This is a genomic window from Nocardiopsis alborubida (genome assembly GCF_012396365.1).
GTDB classification, from domain to species: Bacteria; Actinomycetota; Actinomycetes; order Streptosporangiales; family Streptosporangiaceae; genus Nocardiopsis; species Nocardiopsis alborubida.
In genome coordinates this window covers 137,011-161,392 of sequence record NZ_JAAXPG010000011.1, presented here as the reverse complement: position 1 = coordinate 161,392, position 24,382 = coordinate 137,011, and the positions used below count along the sequence as shown (strand labels likewise).

General features: G+C 72.8%; 19 protein-coding genes. 2 read left to right on the top strand and 17 right to left on the bottom strand.

Going from position 1 to position 24,382, the window contains the following annotated elements; genetic code table 11:
* Positions 1 to 556 precede the first annotated feature (556 nt).
* The 5 genes from alaS to HGB44_RS13725 form a co-directional block, all read right to left on the bottom strand.
* Positions 557 to 3,223: an alanine--tRNA ligase gene (gene alaS / locus HGB44_RS13745; protein ID WP_061083574.1), complete on the bottom strand. Its 2,667-nt coding sequence runs from the start codon at positions 3,221 to 3,223 to the stop codon at positions 557 to 559.
* Positions 3,224 to 3,460: 237 nt separating this feature from the next.
* On the bottom strand, positions 3,461 to 3,958 hold the full coding sequence (locus HGB44_RS13740; RefSeq protein WP_231972669.1) for a hypothetical protein: 498 nt from the start codon (positions 3,956 to 3,958) through the stop codon (positions 3,461 to 3,463).
* A gap of 392 nt (positions 3,959 to 4,350) precedes the next feature.
* Complete coding sequence (locus HGB44_RS13735) at positions 4,351 to 4,896, bottom strand: hypothetical protein (protein ID WP_061083581.1); 546 nt, start codon at positions 4,894 to 4,896, stop codon at positions 4,351 to 4,353.
* A 54-nt stretch (positions 4,897 to 4,950) separates the two neighbouring features.
* Complete coding sequence (locus HGB44_RS13730; protein ID WP_061083575.1) at positions 4,951 to 5,229, bottom strand: hypothetical protein; 279 nt, start codon at positions 5,227 to 5,229, stop codon at positions 4,951 to 4,953.
* The gene (locus tag HGB44_RS13725; protein ID WP_061083576.1) at positions 5,226 to 5,618 is read right to left on the bottom strand and encodes a DUF948 domain-containing protein; all 393 of its coding nucleotides are present in this window, start codon (positions 5,616 to 5,618) and stop codon (positions 5,226 to 5,228) included. Before HGB44_RS13725 ends, HGB44_RS13730 begins: the two co-directional genes overlap by 4 nt.
* A gap of 384 nt (positions 5,619 to 6,002) precedes the next feature.
* On the opposite strand from HGB44_RS13725, the gene HGB44_RS13720 reads away from it, so the two are divergent.
* Positions 6,003 to 7,586, top strand: a complete 1,584-nt coding sequence (locus HGB44_RS13720) for a serine/threonine protein kinase (RefSeq protein ID WP_061083577.1) — start codon at positions 6,003 to 6,005, stop codon at positions 7,584 to 7,586.
* 112 nt (positions 7,587 to 7,698) lie between these two features.
* Here the strand turns inward: HGB44_RS13720 and HGB44_RS13715 are convergent, their stop codons facing one another.
* The 4 genes from HGB44_RS13715 to HGB44_RS13700 all read right to left on the bottom strand — a co-directional run bounded on the left by HGB44_RS13715 (position 7,699) and on the right by HGB44_RS13700 (position 14,481).
* Positions 7,699 to 9,042, bottom strand: a complete 1,344-nt coding sequence (locus HGB44_RS13715; RefSeq protein WP_061083578.1) for a replication-associated recombination protein A — start codon at positions 9,040 to 9,042, stop codon at positions 7,699 to 7,701.
* 30 nt (positions 9,043 to 9,072) lie between these two features.
* Positions 9,073 to 11,103, bottom strand: a complete 2,031-nt coding sequence (locus HGB44_RS13710; RefSeq protein ID WP_061083579.1) for a SpoIIE family protein phosphatase — start codon at positions 11,101 to 11,103, stop codon at positions 9,073 to 9,075.
* A 670-nt stretch (positions 11,104 to 11,773) separates the two neighbouring features.
* On the bottom strand, positions 11,774 to 13,528 hold the full coding sequence (gene aspS / locus HGB44_RS13705; RefSeq protein WP_061080903.1) for an aspartate--tRNA ligase: 1,755 nt from the start codon (positions 13,526 to 13,528) through the stop codon (positions 11,774 to 11,776).
* 275 nt (positions 13,529 to 13,803) lie between these two features.
* A complete protein-coding gene (locus tag HGB44_RS13700; RefSeq protein ID WP_061080904.1) occupies positions 13,804 to 14,481 on the bottom strand; it encodes an MBL fold metallo-hydrolase in 678 nt (225 codons plus the stop codon).
* Positions 14,482 to 14,934: 453 nt separating this feature from the next.
* On the opposite strand from HGB44_RS13700, the gene HGB44_RS13695 reads away from it, so the two are divergent.
* On the top strand, positions 14,935 to 16,167 hold the full coding sequence (locus HGB44_RS13695; RefSeq protein ID WP_061080905.1) for a DUF349 domain-containing protein: 1,233 nt from the start codon (positions 14,935 to 14,937) through the stop codon (positions 16,165 to 16,167).
* Between the two features lie 57 nt (positions 16,168 to 16,224).
* On the opposite strand, the gene HGB44_RS13690 is transcribed toward HGB44_RS13695, so the two are convergent.
* The 8 genes from HGB44_RS13690 to HGB44_RS13655 all read right to left on the bottom strand — a co-directional run bounded on the left by HGB44_RS13690 (position 16,225) and on the right by HGB44_RS13655 (position 24,346).
* On the bottom strand, positions 16,225 to 17,205 hold the full coding sequence (locus HGB44_RS13690; RefSeq protein ID WP_061080906.1) for a DUF11 domain-containing protein: 981 nt from the start codon (positions 17,203 to 17,205) through the stop codon (positions 16,225 to 16,227).
* Between the two features lie 181 nt (positions 17,206 to 17,386).
* Complete coding sequence (metK, locus tag HGB44_RS13685) at positions 17,387 to 18,580, bottom strand: methionine adenosyltransferase (protein ID WP_061080907.1); 1,194 nt, start codon at positions 18,578 to 18,580, stop codon at positions 17,387 to 17,389.
* Positions 18,581 to 18,871: 291 nt separating this feature from the next.
* Complete coding sequence (gene coaBC / locus HGB44_RS13680) at positions 18,872 to 20,065, bottom strand: bifunctional phosphopantothenoylcysteine decarboxylase/phosphopantothenate--cysteine ligase CoaBC (RefSeq protein ID WP_061080908.1); 1,194 nt, start codon at positions 20,063 to 20,065, stop codon at positions 18,872 to 18,874.
* Positions 20,066 to 20,311: 246 nt separating this feature from the next.
* On the bottom strand, positions 20,312 to 20,578 hold the full coding sequence (gene rpoZ / locus HGB44_RS13675) for a DNA-directed RNA polymerase subunit omega (RefSeq protein ID WP_013154112.1): 267 nt from the start codon (positions 20,576 to 20,578) through the stop codon (positions 20,312 to 20,314).
* 120 nt (positions 20,579 to 20,698) lie between these two features.
* Positions 20,699 to 21,286 carry a guanylate kinase gene (gmk, locus tag HGB44_RS13670; RefSeq protein ID WP_061080909.1) on the bottom strand — a complete coding sequence of 196 codons (588 nt, stop codon included), beginning with the start codon at positions 21,284 to 21,286 and terminating at the stop codon, positions 20,699 to 20,701.
* 351 nt (positions 21,287 to 21,637) lie between these two features.
* Positions 21,638 to 21,961, bottom strand: a complete 324-nt coding sequence (gene mihF, locus HGB44_RS13665) for an integration host factor, actinobacterial type (RefSeq protein WP_017565056.1) — start codon at positions 21,959 to 21,961, stop codon at positions 21,638 to 21,640.
* Positions 21,962 to 22,369: 408 nt separating this feature from the next.
* Complete coding sequence (gene pyrF, locus HGB44_RS13660; RefSeq protein WP_061080910.1) at positions 22,370 to 23,086, bottom strand: orotidine-5'-phosphate decarboxylase; 717 nt, start codon at positions 23,084 to 23,086, stop codon at positions 22,370 to 22,372.
* A 318-nt stretch (positions 23,087 to 23,404) separates the two neighbouring features.
* The gene (locus tag HGB44_RS13655) at positions 23,405 to 24,346 is read right to left on the bottom strand and encodes a dihydroorotate dehydrogenase (protein WP_061080911.1); all 942 of its coding nucleotides are present in this window, start codon (positions 24,344 to 24,346) and stop codon (positions 23,405 to 23,407) included.
* Positions 24,347 to 24,382: the final 36 nt, after the last annotated feature.

The window sequence follows — 24,382 nt, the reverse complement described above, 5'->3', positions numbered from 1 at the left end:
GCGGGCCGTGCCATTGCGGACACGGCACCGCGGCTGGGAAATCCTCAACACGGTGGTCCTGTTCATCAGCTGGATCGCGGGAAACTCCGCACAGACAGCCGTGTGATCGGCTGTGACGCGCCACAGTATGCCCGATTCGATGACAGCACGCAGCCTCAACGGCGTTGATCGCCGTGCGGGGCCGCGGGCCGCGTCGGCCGCCTCGTACGGGGCGGTTCCGGCGGGGCCCGGGTCGGACGCGTTCCGTCAGAGTGTAAAACACCCCGGAGCCGGTGCTGCGCGGACGGACGCCGCAGCGGTACACGGCCGCCGGACCCGGGGCGGTTCCCCCGCAGGTGGCGACGGGTTCGATTCCTCTGGGGACCACCGTGCCCGAGCGCCGCGAAATCCTCCACATGATCACTCTTGGTTATGCTACATATTCATTTCGTGTCCATGTGGGGTTCGGCTGGCGCGTCCGAGGAAACGGACGGGTCCCGTGGTACTCGTCACGTCCGCGCACACGCGTCGGGCGTGTGCGGCACCGGTGCCGCACACGCCCGTTCGAGCGGTCTGCCTAGCCCCTGGCCACGCGCTCCTCGACTGCGCGCAGGGCCTCGTCCACCTTGGTGGCGTCGCTGCCGCCGCCCTGGGCGATGTCGGGCTTACCGCCGCCACCGCCGCCGAGCGCGCGGGCCGCGATGCCCACCAGCTCGCCCGCCTTGATCCCGGCCTTCTGCGCGGCCTTGTTGGTCGCGATCACCACGACCGGGCGGTCCTTGGGCACGGCGGTCATCGCCACGACCGCGGGCTCGTCCTCGCCGAGGCGACCGCGCACGTCCAGCACCAGCTTGCGCAGATCGTCGCCGCTGGCGCCCTCCGGCGCGGGGGCGGCCACGACCAGCGCGGCGCCGTGGCGGCGGGCGCCCTCGGCGATCGAACCGGCCGCCTGGAGCACCTGGGCGGCGCGCAGCTTCTCGATCTCCCGCTCGGCGGCGCGCAGCCGGGAGACCATGGAGTCGATGCGCTCGGGCAGTTCCTCGCGCGGGGTCTTGAGCTGCTCGGACAGCTGCCCGACCAGGGTCGACTCCTTGGACAGGCGCCGGAAGGCGTCCACGCCCACCGCCGCCTCCACGCGGCGCACACCCGAGCCGATGGAGGACTCGCCGAGCAGCTTGACGATGCCCAGCCTGGCGGTGGAGGGCACGTGGGTGCCGCCGCACAGCTCGACGGAGTAGTCGCTCATCTCCACGACGCGTACACGGTCGCCGTACTTCTCGCCGAACATGGCCATGGCGCCCATCTTCAGCGCGTCGTCCAGGCTCCTCTCCTCGGTCTGCACCGGGATGTCGCCCGCCAGGACGGTGTTGACCTCCTCCTCGACCTCGGCCAGGCGCTCGCCGCCCAGCGCGCTGTCGGCGGTGAAGTCGAAGCGCAGCTGGCCGGGGCGGTTCTCCGAACCGGCCTGGCCCGCGGACGGGCCCAGCGCGTTGCGCAGCGCCGAGTGGATGAGGTGGGTCGCCGAGTGCGAGCGCTCGATGGCGTGGCGGCGGCCGGTGTCGATGCCCGCGTGCACGGTGTCGTCCAGGACCACCTCCCCCGAGCGGACGGTGCCGCGGTGCACGAACAGGCCGGGCAGAGGCTTCTGCACGTCCTCCACGTCCACCACGCCGCGGCCGTCCACGGTCAGCGTGCCGGTGTCGGCGAGCTGGCCTCCGCTCTCGGCGTAGAACGGGGTGCTGTCCAGGACGATCTCGACCTTGTCCCCCGCGCGGGCCGCGGGCGCCGAGACGCCGTCCACGACGATGCCCTTGACGTGCGACTCGCTCTCGGCCTCGGTGTAGCCGAGGAAGTCGGTCTCCCCCGCGCCCTCCAGCAGCCGCGCGTACAGGGAGATGTCGGCGTTGCCGAGCTTCTTGGACCTGGCGTCGGCCTTGGCGGTGTCCTTCTGGCGCTGCATGAGCTCGCGGAAGGAGGACTCGTCCACGGACAGGCCCTGCTCGGCCGCCATCTCCAGGGTGAGGTCGATGGGGAAGCCGTAGGTGTCGTGCAGCTGGAAGGCGTCCGAACCGGAGAGGAGGGTGCCGCCCCCGGCACGCGTGCGCTCGGCGGCGCGGCCGAACAGCGCGGTGCCCGCGCGCAGGGTCTCGGCGAAGTTGCGCTCCTCGGTGTCGACCACACCGTGGATGACGTCGGCCCGGTCCAGCAGGTCGGGGTAGATGTCCTTCATCGCGTCGATGCTGACCTCGGTCAGCTCGTGCAGGAAGGCGGTGTCGGTGCCCGAGAGCAGGCGCAGGTTGCGGATGGAGCGGCGCAGGATGCGGCGCAGGACGTATCCGGCCTTCTCGTTGCCGGGCCGCACGCCGTCGCCGACGAGCATGACGGCGCTGCGCACGTGGTCGGCGACCACGCGGAGCATGACGTCCTGGTCCTGGTCGTCGCCGTAGCGGGTGCCGGTGAGCTCGGCGGCGCGGTGCAGGACACGGCCGATGATGTCGGTCTCGTAGATGTTGTCGACACCCTGCATGACCGCCGCGAGGCGCTCCAGGCCCAGGCCGGTGTCGATGTTCTTCTTGGGCAGCTCCCCGAGGATGGGGTACTCCTTGCCGCTGCCCTCACCCCGCTCGTACTGCATGAAGACGAGGTTCCAGATCTCGATGTAGCGGTCCTCGTCGGCCTCGGGGCCGCCCTCGACGCCGTACTCGGGACCGCGGTCGTAGAAGATCTCGGAGCAGGGGCCGCAGGGACCGGGCACGCCCATGTCCCAGTAGTTCTCCTCCTTGCCCATGCGCTGGATGCGCTCGGGCCGCACGCCCACCTTGTCTCGCCAGATCGCCTCGGCCTCGTCGTCGTCGAGGTAGACGGTGACCCACAGCCTCTCCGGGTCGATGCCGAAGCCGCCCTCCTCCACAGGCGTGGTGACCAGCTCCCAGGCCAGCGGGATCGCCCGCTCCTTGAAGTAGTCGCCGAAGGAGAAGTTGCCCAGCATCTGGAAGAACGTGGCGTGCCGGGAGGTCTTGCCGACCTCCTCGATGTCCTTGGTGCGGATGCACTTCTGCACGCTGGTGGCGGTGTCGTGGGGGGGCGTGCGCTGACCCAGGAAGTAGGGCTTGAACGGGACCATGCCTGCGGGCACCAGCAGCAGCGTGGGGTCCTCGGCGATGAGGCTTGCCGAGGGCACCACGGTGTGTCCGTTCTTCTCGAAGAAACTGAGGAAGCGGCGCGCGATCTCTGCCGTCTCCATTGATGCCCTCCTGCTGCTCGGCTCCGCCGCCCCGGGCGGCGTGCGTGTCCCTGTACGGGACCGTTGTCACGCGTGGTCGGTAGGCGCCCATCGTAGAGGGAACCGTGGTGCCAGCGCGCGTGGTTTGCGGGTGGCCGCCGGGGCCGCCCTGATCAGGACAACGGCGGCGGCCTGGTTGTTCCAAGGCTATCGCCGCCGACCACCGCCGGGCCCCGTTCGGACGGGGCCGCGTCGGTGCTAGGACAGGTAGAACGCCCGGACCCGGGGGGTGAGCATCAGGCCGATCATCACCGCGGCGAAGGCGAGCGGGACGAGGGAGAAGTAGTCGCCGGCGATGACGGCGACGAGCAGGATCAGGGACGCGACGCCGTGGAAGGCGACCACTCCCCACAGCAGGCCGCCGCGGCGGCGCCCCATCAGGGAGGCAAGGGTGGTGGAGACGACGCCGTAGGCCAGGGGGACGAGGGCGACGGCCCCGGTGAAGGCGGCCAGGAAGCTGAAGGCGCCCTCGTCGGCCCCTCCCGCCATCTCTCCCACGCCGAAGCCCAGGAGGGCGATGGCGCCGAGGAAAAGGCCCAACAGGATGCCGATGGGCCCGCCGATGAACATGAGCACCCGGACGGCGACGGCCTGTCCCGGCATGCCCTGGAAGGCCGGGTACACGGGGGGCGGGGGGACCTGGCCCGGGAAGCCGTAGCCGACCGGAGGATGGCCGGGGACGGGGTGACCCTGCATCGGCTGAGCTGCCGGAAGTCGCCCCGGAGCGGGCTGGCCGGGTACCGGATAGCCGGGCGGGAGCTGCCCGGGGAGGGGCTGGCGGGGGTCGGGCTGCGGCGAGGGGTGCACGGGTGATCCCTTCCGGATCGCGAGGGGGGAGCGTCTGAGGCCGCGGACGACCGGGGATGGCGGGGACGGCCGCCCCGCCGGGGCGGGCCCGAGGCGGCGGGAGGTCGCGGGCACGGAGCCGGGGGTTTCCCTTTCGGTCTTTCCGTAACACCGACCGCCAGGACACGACTGTACAGAGAGCCTCCGACAGGACACGAAACGCGCAGGTGGAACGCGATACCGCACACGGCGAGGGGGACCGCGATCCCTCGCGGTCCCCCTGCGGCGCCGGCCGGCCCGCCTCAGTAGGCGGCGGGAGCGGAGCGGGTGTAGTAGGCGCGCGTGCCCCCCAGCAGCATGAGCACGATCATGAGGACGGCGAAGGCCAGCGGGACGACTGACCCCACGGCTCCGGTGACCGCGTTGAACACCAGGGTGAGCGCTGCCAGGGCCTGGAAGACCACGACCGACCACAGAACGACCGCGCTGCGGCGGCCCATCAGCGCGGCGAGGAGGGTGGACAGGGCTCCGTAGACGAACGGGACGGCACCGACGAGCGCGAAGAGCAGTCCCGCACCGGTGGAGGAGATGGGAAAACCCGCCCCTTCCCGCACGCCCTGCATGAACTCCTCGCTGAACCGGCCGCCGCCGGAGGCCATCGCGGCGGCCAGCCACAGCAGCCCGCCGAACAGCAGGCCGCAGACGCCGCCGATGAACATCAGCACCCGCACGGCAACCGCCGCGCCGGGCATCCTGACCGGTCCCGACGGGAAGTGGGCGCCGTAGGGCACCGGCTGCTGCGGATGACCGCCCCGGTAGGGGCCGTTCGGAGGCTGCTGCGGGTGCACGGGCGGCTCCAGCGTGAGGGGGATGCGTGTCTCGCGGACCACTTTAGGGGACGGCTAACCGGCCCCGGGCAGCCCGCGGTCGCCGGCCCCCGGCAGGGGGCGGCGCCCCTTCTCGGGGGCGTACCGGCGCAGGAGTTCCTCCTCCTGCTCGCGCACGGCCTCGGCCAGGTCCTCGTTGAGCTCGCGCAGGGCGCCCCGGTACTCGTCGACCCGGCCCTCCACGCGCTCGGCGATACCGTCCGGGGTGAGTGCGCGCCGGGCGCGGTGGACGCGGTGGACCGCGTAACCGCCGATGGCGGCCCCCGCGGCGAGGTAGAACAGTCTGCCGATCACCGGGTCGCCTTCCTCCTGCGGGTGCGCACGACCGCCAGGGCCCTGCGCTGGCCGAGGACGCGGCGTACGCCGTAGGACAGCGAGGCCACCTTCACCAGCGGACCGGTGAGCACCGAGCGGGTCAGCGCGGTCATCGTGGAGACGTCCTCGGAGCTGGCCTGAACGTTGGCGGTGATCTCCTCGACCCGCTCCAACGAGGTGTTGGTGCGCTCCACCGTGGACGCGACGTCGTCCAGCAGGGGCGGGGTGCGCTCCCCCAGTTCCGACACGACCTTGGTCGCCTCGTCGATGAGCTTGATGAGTTTGACGAGCGCCACGCACAGGAACGTGGCCAGCACCGCCCAGACCACCGCGGCGACGAGCGCGGCGACCTCTCCTCCGGTAAGCATGCGGGCTCCGTGGGCAGATAGAGGGTGACTTCGAGGGTGTGCGGCGGCCCCTCGCGCACGCGCCGGGACCGGGGACCGGGGGACGCCGGCGACCGCGCCGGGCCGGGCGCCGCGAACGGGCGTTCCCTGGCTCGGCGGATCCTCCCCTGTGGTCCGCGCGGGACGGGCCGGTTTCGGCCGACCCTATCGCGTCCCGCCTCCGGGTGAGCGAGGACGCCACGGCGCGTCCGCACCCCCGCGGGATGGCCGGTCCGGGCCACGGGGATCGACGGCCCGCCCGCCCCGGGGGACAATCGTCCGCAAGCCCGGTCCTTCCGAAAAGCTGACTACGATGTGCGGACACTCAGCCGCCCCCTCGGCCCCAGAAGCATCGACAGGACGCTCATGAGCCCTCGTTCTCCCCGAGAGATCTCCGTACTGGTACCGCCGGACCTGGCCCCCCTCTATCCGGACGACCCCTCACGGATCGGCCCCTACCTCGTCCTCGGGCGCCTCGGGCAGGGGGGCAGCGGCACCGTCTACGCCGCCGTGGACACCGCCTCCGCCAGCGCGGGCGACCGCCTGGTGGCAGTGAAGGTCCTCACATCCCCCGAACTGGAGTCCGCGGACGCCTACCCCGCGCTGGAGCGGCGCCTGCGGGCCCTGTCCGGCGTCGACCCCGCGCGCGTGGTCGTCCCCCTGGTCTTCGACAGCGACGCCAACCCCCCGTGGCTGTCCATGCCCTACATGGCGGGCGAGCGGCTGTCCCACTTCGTCACCAAGCGCGGCGGGCTGGGCACCGGCAAGCTCGTCGCGCTGGCCACCGGCCTGGCCGAGGGGCTGTCCGCGCTGCACGCGCGCGGCGTGGCGCACGGGTCGCTGCGCCCCAGCGAGATCCTGCTGGAGTCGAACGGCCCGCACATCATGGAGTGCGCGGTCGTCGCCTCCCCGGAGCGGATGCGCGGGTCGGGTGCCACCTGGCTGAGCCCCGAGCGCTTCCGGGGCGGGGCGGCCACGCCCGCAGCCGACGTGTTCGCCTGGGGCGCCGTGGTCGCCTTCGCCGGGACCGGGCGCCTGCCCTTCGGCCCCGGGGAGCCCGAGGAGATCGCCGAGCGCGCCGCGCAGGGCTCCTTCGACCTGACCGGTCTGGCCAGGGGGCTCCAGCCGGTGGTCGGGCGCTCGCTGGACCCCGACCCGGACGGCCGCCCCAGCCTGCGCGAGGTGATCGGCGCGGTCATCGCGGTGTGGCAGGCCCAGAACGCCGTGGAGGGCGGCGGGGGCTCCCACGCCGGGGGCGCGACCGCGGCACCGGACCGCGACGAGCTGGCGCGCATCCTGGAACGCGAGTGGCACGCCGTGGAGCCCCCCGCGCGGGTGCCCGAGGTCATCCGGCTGGAGGGACGCATGTCCAACCGGCGCCCCACCCGGGCGGTGTTCCTGGCCGGGAGCGCGGTGCTCGCGCTCGCGCTGGTCGGCGGCGGCGTGTGGGGCGTCTCCCGGCTGCTCGCCCCCGGGCAGGGGGACGCCCTGGCCTCGGATGCCGCCGGGGAGGAGGCCGCGTCGCCGAGTCCCGTCGCCGAGGAGGACCCGCTGACCCTGGTGGTGCGGTTCGACCCCGCCGAGCAGGAGTCCCCCGAGTCCGGGCCGTGGGTGTACACCCCCGTCGACCGCGAGGACGAGCCGGTCCGCGGCCAGGGCATCCCCAGCCATTCGGCCTGGGCCGAGCAGTGGGACGCGGCCGGGGAGCCCGGGGAGGCCGTCATCGCCCCCGACGCCGCGGTGCTCTGCGCGAAGTTCTGCGCCGCGCCCGAGCACCTGTTCATCGACGACGAGGGCCGGGGCACCTGGGAGCTGACCGGGAGCGACTTCGTCGACTACCTGTCGTGGGGCCCGGTGGTGATCGTGGAGGTGACCTTCGCCGAGCCCGCCGAGGAGGGGGACGACGGCCCCCGCGAGATCGTGCGGGTCACGGAGCTGTTCACCGACTGACCGCCGTGGACGGGCACCCGTGCCCGGGTGCCCTCCCCGAAGGCGTGCGCTGTCCGGTCCCGTCCGCCGCACGCGCGGCTCACCGCGGCATCGCGGACCCGCTCCCCCGCGCTCAGCCGCGTTGGCCGCCGCCCCGCAGGACCTCCTTGATGCGTTGGAGGACCTCGCTGAAGCGCCGTTCGGCGCCGTGCTGGGTGGGCCGGTAGTACTCGCGGTCGGCGAGCCCGTCGGGGGCGTGCTGCTGGGGGGCGACGCCGCCGGGGAAGTCGTGGGCGTAGCGGTAGCCCTTGCCGTGGCCGAGTTCGGCGGCGCCCCGGTAGTGGCCGTCGCGCAGGTGGGCGGGGACGGGTCCGGCCAGGCCCGCGCGCACGTCGGCCGCGGCGGCGTCGATGGCGGAGATGACCGCGTTGGACTTGGGGGCCAGGCTGATGTGGATGACGGCCTGGGCGAGGTTGATGCGGGCCTCGGGCATACCGATGAGCTCGACGGCCTGGGCGGCGGCCACGGCGGTCTGGAGGGCGGTGGGGTCGGCCATGCCGACGTCCTCACTGGCGTGCACGACCACGCGGCGGGCGATGAAGCGGGGGTCCTCCCCCGCCTCGATCATGCGCGCGAGGTAGTGCAGGGCGGCGTCGGGGTCGGAACCGCGCATGCTCTTGATGAAGGCGCTGACGACGTCGTAGTGCTGGTCACCGGAGCGGTCGTAGCGCACGGCGTGCCGGTCGACGGCGCGCTCGACGTGTTCGGCGGTGATGGTGACCGGCTCGGCCGCGGGCGGGCCGGCGACGAGCGCGGCGGCCTCCAGGTAGGTCAGGGAGCGGCGGCCGTCGCCGCCCGCGAGGCGCACGAGGTGGTCCGCCCCCTCGTCGGAGAGCGTGTAGCGGCCGTCCAGTCCGCGCTCGTCGGCGACGGCCCGGTCCACCAGGGCGCGGATGTCGGCGTCCTCCAGCGACTCCAGGGACAGCAGCAGGGAACGCGACAGCAGGGGGCTGACCACGGAGAAGAAGGGGTTCTCGGTGGTGGCGCCGATGAAGCTGACCCAGCGGTTCTCCACGGCGGGCAGCAGCGCGTCCTGCTGGGTCTTGTTGAAGCGGTGGACCTCGTCCACGAAGAGCAGGGTGCGGGTGCCGTGCATGCCCATGCGGCGCCGGGCGTCGTCGACGACGGCGCGCACGTCCTTGACCCCGGCGTTGACGGCGGACAGCTCCACGAAACGGCGCTTGGTGACGCGGCTGACCACGGTGGCCAGGGTGGTCTTGCCTGTGCCGGGCGGTCCCCACAGGAACACGGACATGGGCGCGTCGTCCTCGACCAGGCGGCGCAGCGGGCTGCCCCCGCCGAGCAGGTGGCGCTGGCCCACGACCTCGTCGAGGGTGCGGGGGCGCATGCGCACGGCGAGCGGTTCCTGGCCCCTGGCGGCCTCCGCGCCGGCGTCGTCGAAGAGCGTTTCGGACACCTGTCCAGAGTAGGCGGCCAAGGGCACCGGTCAGGTCGTGGACACCACGGCGGCGCGGTCCCTCGCGGGCTCGGCCGAGGGGATCATGCGGGTGATGAGCAGGGCGATGTCGTCGCCGCGTCCGGCCGGGGCCATCTCGGCGATGACGTGCGCTGCGGCCTCGGGGCTCTCGTGGTGCTCGGCGAGCGCCGCGCCGACCCGGGCCAGCCCGTCCCCCATGGGCACCTCGGAGCTCTCCACGAGCCCGTCGGAGCACAGCAGCAGGGCGGTGCCGGGCGTGAGCATGCGGGTGGTGACCGTGTACTCGGGGTCGGAGAGCACGCCCAGCGGAGGACCGGTCTCGGGTTCCCAGAGCTCGTAGCCGCTCCGGGTGGCCAGGACGGCGGGCGGCTGTCCTGCCCAGGCCGCCTGCATGACGCCGCTCTCGCGGTCCACGACGAGGTAGCCGCAGGTGGCGAAGACGATCTCGCCGGTCTCGGTGAGCAGGCGGTTGGTCTCGCCCAGGACGACGCCGGGGTCGGACTGGTTGGTGGCGTAGGCGCGGAAGGCCACGCGGATCTGGCCCATGGCGGCCGCCGCCTCGACGCCGTGCCCCTGGACGTCGCCGACCAGGAGGCCGACCTTGTTCTCGGGGAGTTCGATGACGTCGTAGAAGTCGCCGCAGATGCGCCAGTCCGCTCGGGAGGGCAGGTACTTGGTGGCGATGTCCATGTCCGGGAAGCTGGCCACCTGGCGGGGCAGCATCCGGCGCTGGACCGCGTCGGCCAGTTCCAGCTCGGCCTGCTGCGCCTTGATGCGCTGGAGGGCCTGCCCGGCGAGCCCGGCGAAGGTGAGCATGAGGGCGCGCTCGTCGCGGCTGGCGTGGTGGGGGCGGTCCCAGACCATCTGCCACACGCCCAGGGCGACCTTGCCGTCGCCGAAGATGGGCACGGTGGCCCAGGCCTGGCCGCGCACCTGGCGCATGAGCTCGACGGCGGCGGGGAAACGGCTGATGATCTCGGCGCGGCTCTCGAAGAAGCGGGGCTGGCGGTCCTGGATGACCGCGCCCATGGGGAAGTCGGTGTCGTCGGCGCGGCGGCCGTCGATGCGGTCGATGTTGCTGTCGCCGCCCTTGGTGTGGGCGCTGGGCGAGCTGCGCAGGAGCCCGTTCTCGACGTAGAGGGCGACGGCGTGGACTCCGCCGAAGATGGGCAGGAACTCCTCGCTGAGCAGGTCCATGACCTTGTCGACGGTGGTGGCCGAGACGAGTTTGGAGGACAGCTCGGTGACCAGGCGGCCGTGCTCGGCCTCGGTGCGTCGGCGGTCGGCGAGGCGGCGCACGAGCTGGACGTGCTCGGTGACGTCGTCGACGATGCCCACGAGGCGGTCGGGGTCGCCGGGCACGTAGCGGGCGCGCACGTGCAGGGAGCGCTCGTCGCCGAGGCGGTCGAAGACGCGGAAGCGCTGCTCGTAGTCGCGTCCGGCGAAGGAGGCGGAGATGGCGTCGCGCACGCGGGCGATGTCGTCGGGGTGGACGCGTTCCAGGATGCGTTCGAGCTCGCGGTCGTTCCCGGCCAGCAGCGCGCCGAGCGGGGTGGGGCCGAACATCTCGCGCAGGCGTCCGCTGACCGGGTCCAGGCTCCACAGGACGGAGTCGGAGTTGTCGGTGCGCAGCTCGCCGATCACGCGCAGATCGGCCTCCTCGGTGGAGAGCACGTGCAGCAGGACGACCACGCGGGCGCCCTCCGCACCGTCCCCCGGCAGGGGACGCAGCTCGGCCTCCACCAGGTGGGCGGCCTTGTCGGCGACGTTCAGGCGCAGGCGGGACCGGCGCCCCCAGCGCCCGGCGAGGGCCTCGTCGTGGACGCGTGCGCCGCGCTGGGCGTCGTCACCGTCGAGGAGGTCGAACCAGGCCCCTCCGGCGAGCTCGGGGGCGTCGCGGCCGAAGAGTTCGGTGAAGGCCAGGTTGGCGTGCACGATCGCGCCGTCGGCCAGGGCGAGCGCCATGGGCTCGGGGGCGTGGGAGAACGCCTCCGCGAGAGCGCTCTCGGAACCATCGCCTGAAGCGCGTTTTCCGTTCACGTATGACTCATCCTCATGTCGTCTCGGACGTCACACCCGCGCTCAGGCGCGGTCACCCTTGAAACGTTCCGACCGGCTCATTCTAGTGTCCGGGGCTGGGCCGGATCCGGTGCCGGAACGGGGGCAGGGCCGACGCACGCGTCGTCCGGCGTCCGTGTGGGCTGGCTGGACGCGGACCCGCGTGCTCCATCGGCGCGACGGGAGGGCGCCGGATTCCGCACCCGCGGTCGCACCCGACCGACCGCAGGATGGAAATCGTTACGCCCGTGTGACTCAACAGCGCAGAATGCACTCCGCCACCACTTCCACCCGCGGGCGGGGCGTCCCCGTGAGATCCGTGTCCACTCCACAACACGTTCTCATCGCGGCTCGGAAGGGGTGATTCGCCCTCAACGGTAGGGGATGACGGCTGTCCGCGCATCCGTACCGGGGCCCCGAGGCCGTGTCCGGCCACGCGCACACCCTTTCATGACGCCCGATAATCACCTGTTTTCGCCGAGTGACCGAATGAGACAGGTTCAAAATAGGATGAATTCGGGCACCTCACGGAGACCGCGAATTTCTTCGGCGCCCGGAGGACGGATCCGGTGCCTTCGGCGCCCTCCCCGGAACACGCGTCGGGGACGGCGCGCGCCGTGCGCGCGCCGTCCCCGACGGGGTCCGCGGACCCCTACTTCTGCTTCTCCCGCTCCTCGGCCTCGGGGTCGGCGTCCACCCCGGCCTCGGCCCGCTGGTCAGCGGTGATCGGCGTGGGGGCGCCCGTCAGCGGGTCACCGCCCGAGGCGGTCTTGGGGAAGGCGATGACCTCGCGGATGGTCGGCTGACCGGCCAGCAGCATGACGATGCGGTCCCAGCCCACGGCCAGGCCGCCGTGCGGCGGCGGGCCGAACTTGAACGCCTCCAGCAGGAACCCGAACTTCGACTCGGCCTCGGCCTTGCTCAGTCCGATGACGTCGAAGATCCGCTGCTGCATCTCGGCCCGGTGGATACGGATGGAGCCCGACACCAGCTCGTAGCCGTTGAGCACCAGGTCGAAGGCCCGGGAGTCGGTGGTGCCCGGGTGGTCCTGGAAGTCGGCCTCGGCCTCCACCGCCGGGGCGGTGAAGGGGTGGTGCACCGGCTTCCAGGAGCCCTCCTCGTCGGCCTCCTCGAACAGGGGCATGTCGGTGATCCACAGGATCTCCCACCGGGAGGTGTCGACCAGGCCGCAGCGCCTGCCGATCTCCAGGCGGGCTGCGCCCAGCAGCTCCTGGCTCCCGGTCCGGGGGCCCGCGGCGAAGAACACCGCGTCGCCCGGCGCGGCGCCGACCTGGGCCGCCAGGCCCTCGCGCTCGGCCTCGGAGAGGTTCTTGGCCACCGGGCCGCCCAGGGAGCCGTCCTCCTGGACGAGCACGTAGGCCAGGCCCTTCGCGCCGCGCGAGCGCGCCCACTCCTGCCAGGCGTCCAGCTCCTTGCGGGTCTGGGAGGCGCCCCCCGGCATGACCACGGCACCCACGTAGGGGGCCTTGAAGACCCGGAAGGGGGTGTCGGCGAAGTAGGCGGTGACCTCGACCAGCTCCTGGCCGAAGCGCAGGTCCGGCTTGTCGGAGCCGAAGCGGTCCATGGCCTCGGCGTAGCGCATCCGCGGGAAGCGCTCGGGCAGCTCGACGCCGCGCACCTCGCGCAGCAGGCGGGTGAACAGCTTCTCGCCGACGGCGAAGAGGTCCTCCTCGTCGACGAAGCTCATCTCCAGGTCGATCTGGGTGAACTCCGGCTGGCGGTCCGCGCGCAGGTCCTCGTCGCGGAAGCAGCGGGTGAGCTGGTAGTAGCGCTCCATGCCGCCGACCATGAGCAGCTGCTTGAACAGCTGCGGGGACTGCGGCAGCGCGTACCAGTGGCCCGGCTGGAGGCGGACCGGGACGAGGAAGTCGCGGGCGCCCTCGGGCGTGGAACGGGTCATGTAGGGGGTCTCGACGTAGGTGAACCCCAGGTCGCGCATGACCTCGTGGGCGACGTAGGTCGCCTTGGAGCGCAGGCGCAGGTTGTCGGCCATCTCCTGACGGCGGATGTCCAGGTAGCGGTAGCGCAGCCGGGTCTCCTCGGCCACGTCCGCGGCGCTGTCCAGCTGGAAGGGCAGCGGCGCGGCCTCGCTGAGCACCTCGATCTCGTCCGCGACGACCTCGACGGCGCCGGTGGGGATCTCGGGGTTCTCGTTGCCCTCGGGGCGGACCCGGACCGAGCCGGTGACCTTGATGCAGTACTCGGCGCGGAGGTCGTGGGCGAGGTCGTCCTCGCGGACGACGACCTGGACCACCCCGGAGGCCTCGCGCAGGTCGAGGAAGACCACCCCGCCGTGGTCGCGGCGGCGTGCCACCCACCCGGCGAGGACGACGGTCGCGCCTGCGTGCTCGGCGCGCAACGCACCTGCCTCATGCGTGCGTATCAACGGACTACTCCTTCAGCGTCTTCAGTTCGTGTCAAGTGTGCCCGACCTGCGCTCGGGTGCGGGCCAGATCCTGCGCACACGGCCTTCGGGCACCCCGGTGGGGGGAGCCCGGGAAGGGCGTGCGGAGCCACCGGCGGCCCGCCCTCAGGCGGGGCCGGTGCGGGTATCTCGTCCGCCGTGCGGCCGCGCGGGCGCGCTCGGGCGGTGGGCGCCTCGGTGGCGTGGGGTGGTCATACGTCGTTCCTGCGGGACGGGAGGGCGGCCGGGACGCGGGGTCAGCCGGTGATATCGCGCAGGTAGGGGTTGGTGGCGCGCTCGCGCTCGACGGTGGTGGCCGGGCCGTGGCCGGGCAGGACCTGGGTGGTGTCGGGGCGGCCCAGCACCGCGCTGGCGAGGCTGCGCAGCATGGCGGCGTGGTCGCCGCCGGGGAAGTCGGTGCGGCCGATGGAACCGGCGAAGACCAGGTCCCCGGCGAACATCACGGGGACGCCGTCCTCGGTGGTCACCGTGTACACGACCGATCCGGGGGTGTGGCCGGGGGTGTGCTCGACCCCGAAGTCCAGTCCGGCCAGCGTGAGGGTCTCGCCGTCCGAGACCTCGACCAGGTCGTCGGGCTCGGCGTGCGGGCCCGGGCCCAGCAGGGCGGACAGCTGCGCGGCGAAACCGGGGTCCACCCCCGCGGCGGGCTCGGTGAGCAGCCCTCGGTCCTCGGCGTGCAGGTGGACGGGGACACCGTGGCGCGCGCACAGGTCGGCGGCCGACCACACGTGGTCGAAGTGGCCGTGGGTGAGCAGCACCGCGACGGGGGTCAGCCCGTGCTCGGCCAGGACCTTGTCGACCTGCTCGGTGGCCTCCTGGCCGGGGTCGACGATGACGCAGTCGCCGCCCGGGGCCGGTGCGAGCACGTAGCAGTTCGCGGCGAGGGGCCCGGTGGGAAGTGCGGCGATGAGCACGGCGGATGTCGTCCTGTCCTCGGTCGGGTGCGCGGTCGCGGGGCGGCGGGTCCACGGTCCGGACGCAGCGCCCCCCGGGTGCAGCCTACCGAGGCACGGGAGGGTCGGCGACCCGGTTGTCTTGCCCCGGTACGCGTTTGATCACCATTCGATCACCGCCCGCGGCTGGCCTCTTTGCCAAACCGCGTGGTAATGCCATATTGGTCACCGTCCTTGGTGCACACCGGGGCCCCGACCTGCGCCTGCGCTGGGCGGGCGGGCGGCCCGGCCCGATACCCGAGGGCGCGCGGACCAGTGTGATCCGCGCAGACGTGAATTCACGGCGCGGCGCCCCTCACCGGATCACGGGGATATCGTGCTCAGCACGGTGGTTCCCATCGTGGACCGGCGAGGAGTGCGACGCGACGACCCGAACCCGCCCCACGGCCGGGTTCATGACAGCAGGAGGACACGGTGACCACGGACCCTTGGGGCCGCGTAGACGACGAAGGCACGGTCTACGTGCGCACGAGCGAAGGCGAGCGGGTCGTCGGATCGTGGCAGGCGGGGGCGCCTGAGGAGGCGCTGACCTTCTTCCGGCGCAAGTACGACTCCCTGGTCACCGAGGTGGAGCTGCTGGAGAACCGGCTCCGCAACACCGACCTGTCCGCCTCCGCCGCGATGTCGAACATCGACAAGCTGCGCGACTCGGTCCGGGAGGCGAACGCGGTCGGCGACCTGGAGTCTCTGATGGGGCGCCTGGACGCGCTGGCGGGCCGCGCCGAGGAGCGCAAGGTCGAGCAGAAGCAGGCGCAGGAGCAGGCGCGCGGCCAGGCCCGTGAGGTCAAGGAGCGCATCGTCGCCGAGGCCGAGCGGGTCGCGGTGGAGACGACGCACTGGAAGTCCGGCGGCGAGCGGATGCTCCAGCTCATCGAGGAGTGGAAGAAGGCCCCGCGGGCCGACCGGCCCACCGAGCAGGCGCTGTGGAAGCGCATGTCGGCGGCGCGCAACTCCTTCTCCAAGCGGCGCAAGGCCTACTTCGCCAGCCTGGACCAGGAGCGCGAGTCGGTGCGCGTGGAGAAGGAGCGCATCGTGGTGGAGGCCGAGGCCCTGTCGGGCTCCACCGACTGGGGGGCCACGGCCCGTGCCTACCGCGACCTGATGCAGCGGTGGAAGCGCAGCGGCCGCGCGGACCGGGCGAGCGAGGACAAGCTGTGGGCGCGCTTCAAGGCCGCGCAGGACACCTTCTTCGACGCGCGCAACGCGACCTTCGCCGAGCGCGACGCCGAACTGCGGGTCAACGCCGAGGCCAAGGAGCGGATCCTGGCCGAGGCCAAGGCGGAGATCCCGGGGATCTCCGACCCGCGCCGGGCGCGTGCGCGGCTGCGTGACTTCCAGGACGCCTGGGAGGAGGCCGGTGAGCTGCCGCGCGACGTGCGCGACCAGCTGGAGGGCGCCTTCCGCCAGATCGAGGACGGCGTGCGCCGGGCCGAGGACGCCGAGTGGGAGCGCAGCAACCCCGAGGCGCGGGCCCGTGCCAGGGACACGGCCGCCCAGCTGGCGTCGGCGATCGCCGACCTGGAGGCCAAGCTGGACAAGGCCAGGGAGAAGGGTGACGAGCGCCGGGTCAGGGAGTACGAGGACGCGCTGGAGGCCCGCCGCTCGTGGCTGGCCGAGGCTGAGAAGGCCCTCGACGAGCTGAGCTGAGCCCCGGACGGGCCGCGCTCCCCCGGCGAACTCTAGGGGGCGCGGCCCGTCCGCGTGTCAGGCGCGCGGTCCGGCGACCGGTTCGGGTTCCTCCGCGGACTCGGGTGCGGACTCGGCGGGTACGCGCTCCCGCTCGGCCCGGGGACCGGCCTCGGGCTCCGGCTCCGTCGCGGGGTCGGGCACGCGGACGGTCTCGGGCGCCTCTCGCGGTTCGGGCTCCTCCCCGGCCGCGAGGACCCCCTGGGCCCGCGCTCCGACGGGCTCCCCCGTGACGTGATCGGGCGCCGCCCTGTGGACGACCAGCGATTCGAGCACGGGCCGCGGCCGGTCAGCGGCCCTCTCCGCCTCCGGGAGGGACCCGGCCCCGGCGGGCTCCCGGGGCGCGTCCGCCGCGCTCCCCCGCGCTCCGTCAGCGCCCGCGGAGACGAGCGCCGCCTCCGGTCCGTGCTCCCGCTCCCGCCGCGCCCGGGTGTCGCGGTGGCGCACCAGGCCGCCGACGCACAGCGCCACGGAGGCCGCGAAGGCCAGTGCCGTGACCACCCACACCGGCGGCACCACACCGTGGACCCGGTGCACGGCGGCGTCACAGGAGACCAGCACCGCTCCCGGCTCCGGACGCGCGCAGACCGTGGCGACCGGGTGCAGCCCCCCGCCGCGGACCGCGGTGATCTCGCCGGTGAACCGCATGGTCGCGCGGTCGCCGGGTTCCAGTGACCGCGACCAGGTCACCCGTCCCTCCCCCGTCTCGGCCCCGGGCGTCCCCGAGACGTAGCGCACCGTCGGAGGGAGGAACTGCACGATCTCCGCGTCGGACACCGCCTTCCCTCCGGCGTTGCGCACGTCGACCGTGTAGTGGATCCGGTCGCCCGGGCCCGGCCGCTGCGCGTCGGCGCGGGACTCCAGGGCCACGTGCAGGCTGTCCGCGCCGGGCACGACCTCCCCTCCGCCGCCGCCCGGCTCGCCGGGTGCGTGGTGGGCGCCGGGCAGGGCGAGCAGGGCCACCAGCCCCACCGCAGACACCGCCGTTGCTACGGCCATGGTCTCCTCCGCGTACGAGCACAGAAATGACATTACGTCTATATGGAATAACACGGAGTAGTCACTTCGATCGTGCGCCATGCGGAGGAACCCGGAACACGCGCGAGGGCGCGCACGGCCGGTGACGGCCGTACGCGCCCTGGAGGTCCCCACCGGGGGGGACCGGCGCCGCTGGTGCGGGTCAGGCGCCCACGAAGGAGCGCAGCGCGGCGGCGCGCTCGGTGCTCTCCCACGTGAACTCGGGCAGTTCACGCCCGAAGTGCCCGTAGGCGGCGGTCCGGGAGTAGATCGGGCGCAGCAGGTCCAGGTCGCGCACGATGGCGGCCGGACGCAGGTCGAAGACCTCCTTGACGGCCTTCTCGATCAGTTCCGGGGCGACCTTCTCGGTGCCGAAGGTCTCGATGAACACGCCGACCGGGTGCGCCTTGCCGATGGCGTAGGCGACCTGGACCTCGGCGCGCTCGGCGAGCTCGGCCGCGACGATGTTCTTGGCGACCCAGCGGGTGGCGTAGGCGGCCGAACGGTCCACCTTCGACGGGTCCTTGCCGGAGAAGGCGCCGCCGCCGTGGCGGGCGTATCCGCCGTAGGTGTCCACGATGATCTTGCGGCCCGTGAGCCCGGCGTCGCCCATGGGGCCGCCGATCTCGAACCGGCCGGTCGGGTTGACCAGGAGCCGGTAGTCGTCGGACTCCAGGCCGTAGGCGGCCACGACCGGCTCGATGACGTGCTCGCGGATGTCGGGGGCGAGCATCTCGTCGAGGTTGATGTCGGCCGAGTGCTGGCTGGAGACCACGACGGTGTCCAGGCGGACCGGGGTCTGGCCGTCGTACTCGACCGTGACCTGGGTCTTGCCGTCCGGGCGCAGGTAGGGCACCGTGCCGTTGCGGCGGACCCCGGCCAGGCGCTCGGAGAGGGAGTGCGCCAGCTTGATCGGCAGCGGCATGAGCTCGGGGGTCTCGCGGTTGGCGTAGCCGAACATCAGGCCCTGGTCGCCCGCGCCCTGCCGGTTGAGGTCGTCGTCCTCGTTGCCGACGCGCGCCTCGTAGGCGGTGTCGACGCCCTGGGCGATGTCGGGGGACTGCGCGTCGATGGAGACGTTGACCCCGCAGGAGTCACCGTCGAACCCCTTGGCGGAGGAGTCGTAGCCGATCTCAAGGATCTTTCCGCGCACGATGGCGGGGATGTCGACGTAGGTCTGGGTGGTGACCTCTCCCGCGATGTGGACCTGACCGGTGGTGATCAGCGTCTCGACCGCGACCCGGCTGCGCGGGTCATGGGTGAGCATCGCGTCGAGGATCGCGTCACTGATCTGGTCGGCCATCTTGTCGGGATGGCCTTCGGTGACCGACTCGGAGGTGAAAAGGCGGCGGGACACGTTGCGTGACTCCTTGCAGCGGCTGCTGGCTGACATGTAGCCGGTGCGGCACGGGCGCCCCCGGCTGCCTGCCGGGGCGGCCAATACCGACCGACGGGGTTGGTTATTGGTCCACTGTAACGGGACTGCTGGGGGCGGGCACCCCGCGGCCGACCTCCCCGGTCGTCACGGGTGCACGTCGAAGTCTGACGTACTCGGCGGTGGGAATCCAGTCCTGGGCACGCGTGGTTCGACCGGGCCGGGCCCCGGCGGCCGCCGTCCGCGCCGGGGCGCCGGAAACGCGCGGGCCTCTCACCCCAGACGCGGCAGGACCAGGTCCCAGATCCGGTCGGCGAGGTCCTCCTTGGGGCCGGTGGGCACGTCCACCGCGGTGCCGTCCGAGCCCAGGATGACGGCCTGGTTGTCCTCGGTGCCGAACGCGCGCCCGCCGCCGACCTGGTTGACCACGAGCAGGTCGCAGCCCTTGCGGGCCAGTTTGGCTCGGCCGTTGGCGATCACGTCGTCGGTCTCGGCGGCGAAGCCCACGACGGTCTGCGCCAGTCCCTCGGCGTCGCGGGAGGCGACCAGGCCGGCGAGGATGTCGGGGTTCTCGGCCAGTTCGATGGGCGCGGGCGCCGCGCCGGGCCTCTTCTTGATCTTGGAGGCGGCGCTGGCGACCGGACGGAAGTCGGCCACCGCGGCGCTCATCACGACCGCGTCCGCGCCGACGCGTTCGGCCTCCATGGCCTCGGCCAGTTCCACGGCCGAGCCCGCGCGTACCACGCGCACCCCGGCCGGGTCGGGCAGGGAGACGTTGGCGGCGACCAGGGTCACGTCGGCGCCGCGGGCGGCGGCGGTCCGCGCCAGGGCGTACCCCTGCTTGCCCGAGGAGTGGTTGCCCAGGAAGCGGACCGGGTCGACGGCCTCGCGGGTGCCGCCCGCGGAGACCACCACGCGCCGTCCGGCGAGGTCGGGGGCGGCCGCGCCGCGGCGCAGCACGAGGCGGGCGGCCTCGAACAGCTCGGAGGGCTCGGGCAGGCGCCCCCGTCCGGTGTCGGCGCCGGTCAGGCGGCCCACGGCCGGGTCGAGGACGACGGCGCCGCGCGAGCGCAGGGTGGCCACGTTGGCCTGCGTGGCGGGGTGCTCCCACATCTCGGTGTGCATCGCGGGCGCGAACACCACCGGACAGCGCGCGGTGAGCAGGGTGTTGGTGAGCAGATCGTCGGCCAGGCCCGCGGCGGCCCTGGCCAGGATGTTGGCGGTGGCCGGGGCGACGAACACCAGGTCGGCCTCCTGGCCGATGCGCACGTGCGGGACCTCGTGGACCCCGTCCCACACTCCGGTGGCGACGGGCTGGCCGGACAGGGCGGCCCAGGTGGGCTCACCGACGAAGCGCAGGGCCTCGGCGGTGGGCACGACCCGGACCCGGTGGCCGGACTCGGTCAGGCGGCGCAGCAGTTCGCAGGCCTTGTAGGCGGCGATGCCTCCGCCGACGCCGAGGACCACGCGGGGAACGTTTGTGTCACTCACAGAAAGGAGTTCTACCAGCCCCCGGCCGCCCCGCGCGCGCCAGGGGCGCCGCGGGCGGACCCGCGAGCACGTGGAGCGCGAGGGGCACACCCGGGGCCCGCGAGACGAGCCGGGCCGCCGACGGGGGACGGGCCAGGCGCGGCGAGGACACCGTGCCCCTCCGGACGCGAGACCCGGTCCTCCGCGCCCCGTGCGCGCCCGCGAGCGCGCGGAGAACGCCGGTCAGGAACCTTCGTAGGGCTCAGCGGTGAGCAGGCCCGACCTGACCTCGCGCAGGGCGATGGACAGGGACTTCTCCTGGACCTGGGTCTCCACCAGCGGGCCGACGTACTCCAGCAGGCCCTCGCCCAGCTGGGCGTAGTAGGCGTTGATCTGGCGGGCCCGCTTGGAGGCCATGGTGACCAGGCTGTACTTGCTGTCCACCAGCTCCAGCAGATCGTCGATCGGCGGGTTGGTGATGCCTTCGGCGACGGGCTCGGTACCAGCCACTTCATTACCCCCAGGAATGGTCCGCGGCTCGTCGCGGAGCCGCGGTGGACGGACGTTGGGGCGCCGTCGGGACGGTTCCCGGCGCGGCGCGGGTGGCGCGGGCCTCGGGCCCGGCCGCTATCACACCTTGGGCGCGGTGATCAACGCTAGCAGCTCGTCGCCCACTTCCTGCACGGACGTGTTGACGAGGGTGGTGTCGAACTCCTTCTCGGCGGCCAGCTCGACCCTGGCCACGTCCAGGCGGCGCTGGATGACCTCGTCGGACTCGGTGCCGCGTCCGGTGAGACGGCGCACCAGCTCCTCCCAGGAGGGCGGAGCGAGGAAGACGTGCAGGGCGTCGGGCATGGAAGCGCGCACCTGGCGGGCGCCCTGGAGTTCGATCTCCAGCAGGACGGGCACTCCGGCGCGCAGGCGCTCCTCGACGGGTCGGCGCGGGGTGCCGTAGCGGTTGCCCGCGAACTGGGCCCACTCCAGGAGCTGGTCCTCGGCGACGAGGCGGTCGAACTCCTCGTCGGTGACGAAGTGGTACTGGACTCCGTCCTGTTCGCCAGGGCGGGGCCTGCGCGTGGTGACCGAGACCGAGAGCCACACGTCGGGGTTCTCACGGCGCAGGTGGGCCACCACCGTGCTCTTGCCCACACCCGAGGGTCCGGACAGAACGGTCAACCGCTTCTGCGCCGGGCGGGACTGGGATCCGGGATCGGGCATGTGTGTTCGAGGCTTCCCTTCGGGCCCGTCCGCCACGGGCGGGGCCGTGGCCCTCGCGTCGCGCTCCGGCTGGCCGGAGCCGGTCCGGGCGCCGTCACCGTGCGGGCGGTCTGGTGTGCGGGGTGTCCGCGTACGGTCGCGGGAAGCCTCCTTTATACCACCGGGCCGCGGCGCGGCGGACGGTCGTGGCCTGGGGCCACCCGTCCGCCGGCCGCGGCCCGGCCAGAGCTCACCGGGGGTCGGCCGCTGTCGCGGCGTGGTGTGCGCCGCGACTGTGGGGGACGCGGCGGACCGGTGCACTGCGTTCAGGTGCTGCTCGGTACTGCTCGGTGTTGCGGGTACTGCCTGGTGCTACTTGGTGAGGTCGCCGAACTCGGCCTCGAGGGCGGCGCGCTGGTTGGTTCCCAGACCGCGGACACGGCGCGACTCAGCGATGTTGAGCCGCTCCATGATCTGCTTGGCCCGGACCTTGCCGACGCCGGGAAGGGATTCGAGCAGAGCCGAAACCTTCATCTTGCCGATGACGTCGTCCTTGAGGCCGTTGGAAAGGACCTCGGACAGCGAGATGCCGCCGTTCTTCAGCTTGTTCTTGACCTCCGCGCGCTCTTTTCTGGCCTTGGCGGCCTTGGCCAGAGCCGCGGTGCGCTGTTCGGGTGTCAGGGGAGGAAGGGCCACGCCGGGTCACCTCGGTTTTCTACTCGTTTGTAGAGGGCGGACGCCTGCGCAAGTTAGTAGGTCCGACCCCTGTTAGGCAACGCAAAGTGCCCTTTCAGCGGCTATTTCGTCGAACTAACTACTGAGAGTTGTTAACCGACTGCATGCGGATACGAAAACCAGGACTTTGGTCCCGATTGGAGGAGGCTCGGAGGGTGCCACCAGCGCAGGTCACACAGGGGTGACGCGGGTCACTCTCGGCAGTGCCTGGCGAATTTCGGACACACCAAATTAGTGACCGACAGTGACACATAACCGGACCCGTGGGACCCCGTGCACTGGTTCGTCTCCCCGTTCCGTCGATCCCTTCGCCCAGCGCCTCCCGGCACCGTCGAAGGGCACCCGCGCGGCCCCCTCCCCCTTCGCTCCCTAGACGCGGACACCCGCCCTCCGCACGGCCGCCGCGAGGGAGGCCGCCGCCGCCCCCGGGTCCGGCGCGCGGGTGATGGGACGGCCGACGACCAACAGGTCCGCACCGGCCGCCACGGCCTCCTCCGGGGTCGCCACGCGCGACTGGTCGCCCCTGTCCGCCCCCGCCGGGCGCACTCCCGGCGTGATGAGGGTGACGTCGGGCCCGACCTCGGAGCGGAGCAGGGCCACCTCCTGCGGCGAGCAGACCAGCGCGCGGGCCCCGGCGCCCACCGCCAGGGCCGCCAGGCGCCGCACCGCGTCGCGGGCCGGACCGAGCAGCCCCACCTGCTCCAGGTCGTCCTCGTCCATCGAGGTGAGCACCGTCACGGCGGCGATCCTGGTCTCCGGCGCGGCCTCCACCGCGGCCCGGATCATGTCCGCCCCTCCCCCGGCGTGCACGGTCAGGATCGAGGGCCGCAGGCCCGCGACGCTGCGTGCGGCGCCGGCGACCGTGGCCGGGATGTCGTGCAGCTTCAGGTCGAGGAAGACCCCCAGCCGGCTGGCGCCGCGCACCGCGCTGACCACGTCGGGCCCGTAGCGCAGGTACAGCTCCAGCCCCACCTTGACCGTGCTCACGTGCGGTGCGACCGCGGAGGCCCAGGTGGCCGCGGTCTCCAGGTCCCTGGCGTCGAGCGCCACGGCGATGGGCGCGGAGGGCGCGGTGGTCTCGGTCATGTCGGTATCTCCCATCGTGTGCCGCCGACCGGGGTCGGCGCGTGCAAGGCACGGACGTACTTGCGGACGTGCTTACCGCGGCACCTGAGAATGCACGTTCGCTGTCATGTGCACACCATCAAGGTGTGCGGTTCCCCGGATGAGCCGCTTCATGCGCCCCACCCGTGTCACTTCCCCGTAACGGCCTCCCAGGCGGCCGCAGACGGGTCGTAGCGGTCAAGGCAGTGGTAGAGACCAATTGCGCGTGTTTGGTCGCACAGCGCCATCTGAACGCCGTTCAGGCCGGTCAGGGCCCTTGTGCGGCGCGTGCCCGGCCTGTCACGCCCCCACACCCGTCCGGTGGGCGGCGCCCACCAGGTCGGCGGCCCGTCTCAGCCCGCGGGCCTCCAGCAGTTCGGTGAACTCGCGGAGCACGCGGGCGCACGCCGAGGGGTCGGAGAAGTTGACCGTGCCGACCGCCACGGCGGAGGCCCCGGCCGCCATGAACTCCATCACGTCGGCGCCCGTGCGGACCCCGCCCATCCCGATGATGGGCACGTCCGGCATCGCCTCGTGCACCCGGTAGACGCACCCCACCGCCAGAGGGCGGATCGCCGGTCCCGACAACCCGCCCATCCCCCCGGCGACCGCCGGGCGCAGCGTGCGGGTGTCCACGGCCATGCCCCGCACGGTGTTGACCATGGACAGCCCGTCCGCGCGCGCCTCCACGCACGCGGCCGCCAGTTCCACCACGTCGGGGACGTCGGCGGCGAGCTTGGCCAGCACCGGCAGCCCCGACCGGGTGTGGGAGCGCACCGTGCGCACCACAGCCGCGGCCTGGGCGGCGTCGTCGACGTAGCGGCGCCCCGCGGGGTCGGACGGGTCCGGACTGGAGAGGTTGACCTCGATCGCGCTGACCCCCTCGGCCGCGGAGACGCGTCTGGCGAGCTCGCCGAACTCACCCATGCCGGTGCCCGCGACGGAGACGATCGCGCGGCCGCCGCGGGAGAGCAGCCAGGGCAGGTCCCGTTGGAGGAACACGTCCACGCCCGGGCCCTGCATGCCCGTGGTGCTGAGCATCCCGCTGGGCGTCTCGGCCATGCGCGGGGACGGGCGCCCGGCGTGGGGCTCCAGCATCACCGACTTGGTGGTGACGGCGCCGATCGAGGCGATGTCGAAGAACTGGGCCAGTTCGCGGCCCGCTCCGGCGCACCCTGCGGCGGTCACCACGGGGTTGGGCAGCTCCCAGCCGCCCAGCCGGGTCCTGAGGTCTGCGTTCAACTCTCTCACCCACTGTCTGGTGGTGGTCGGGCCCGG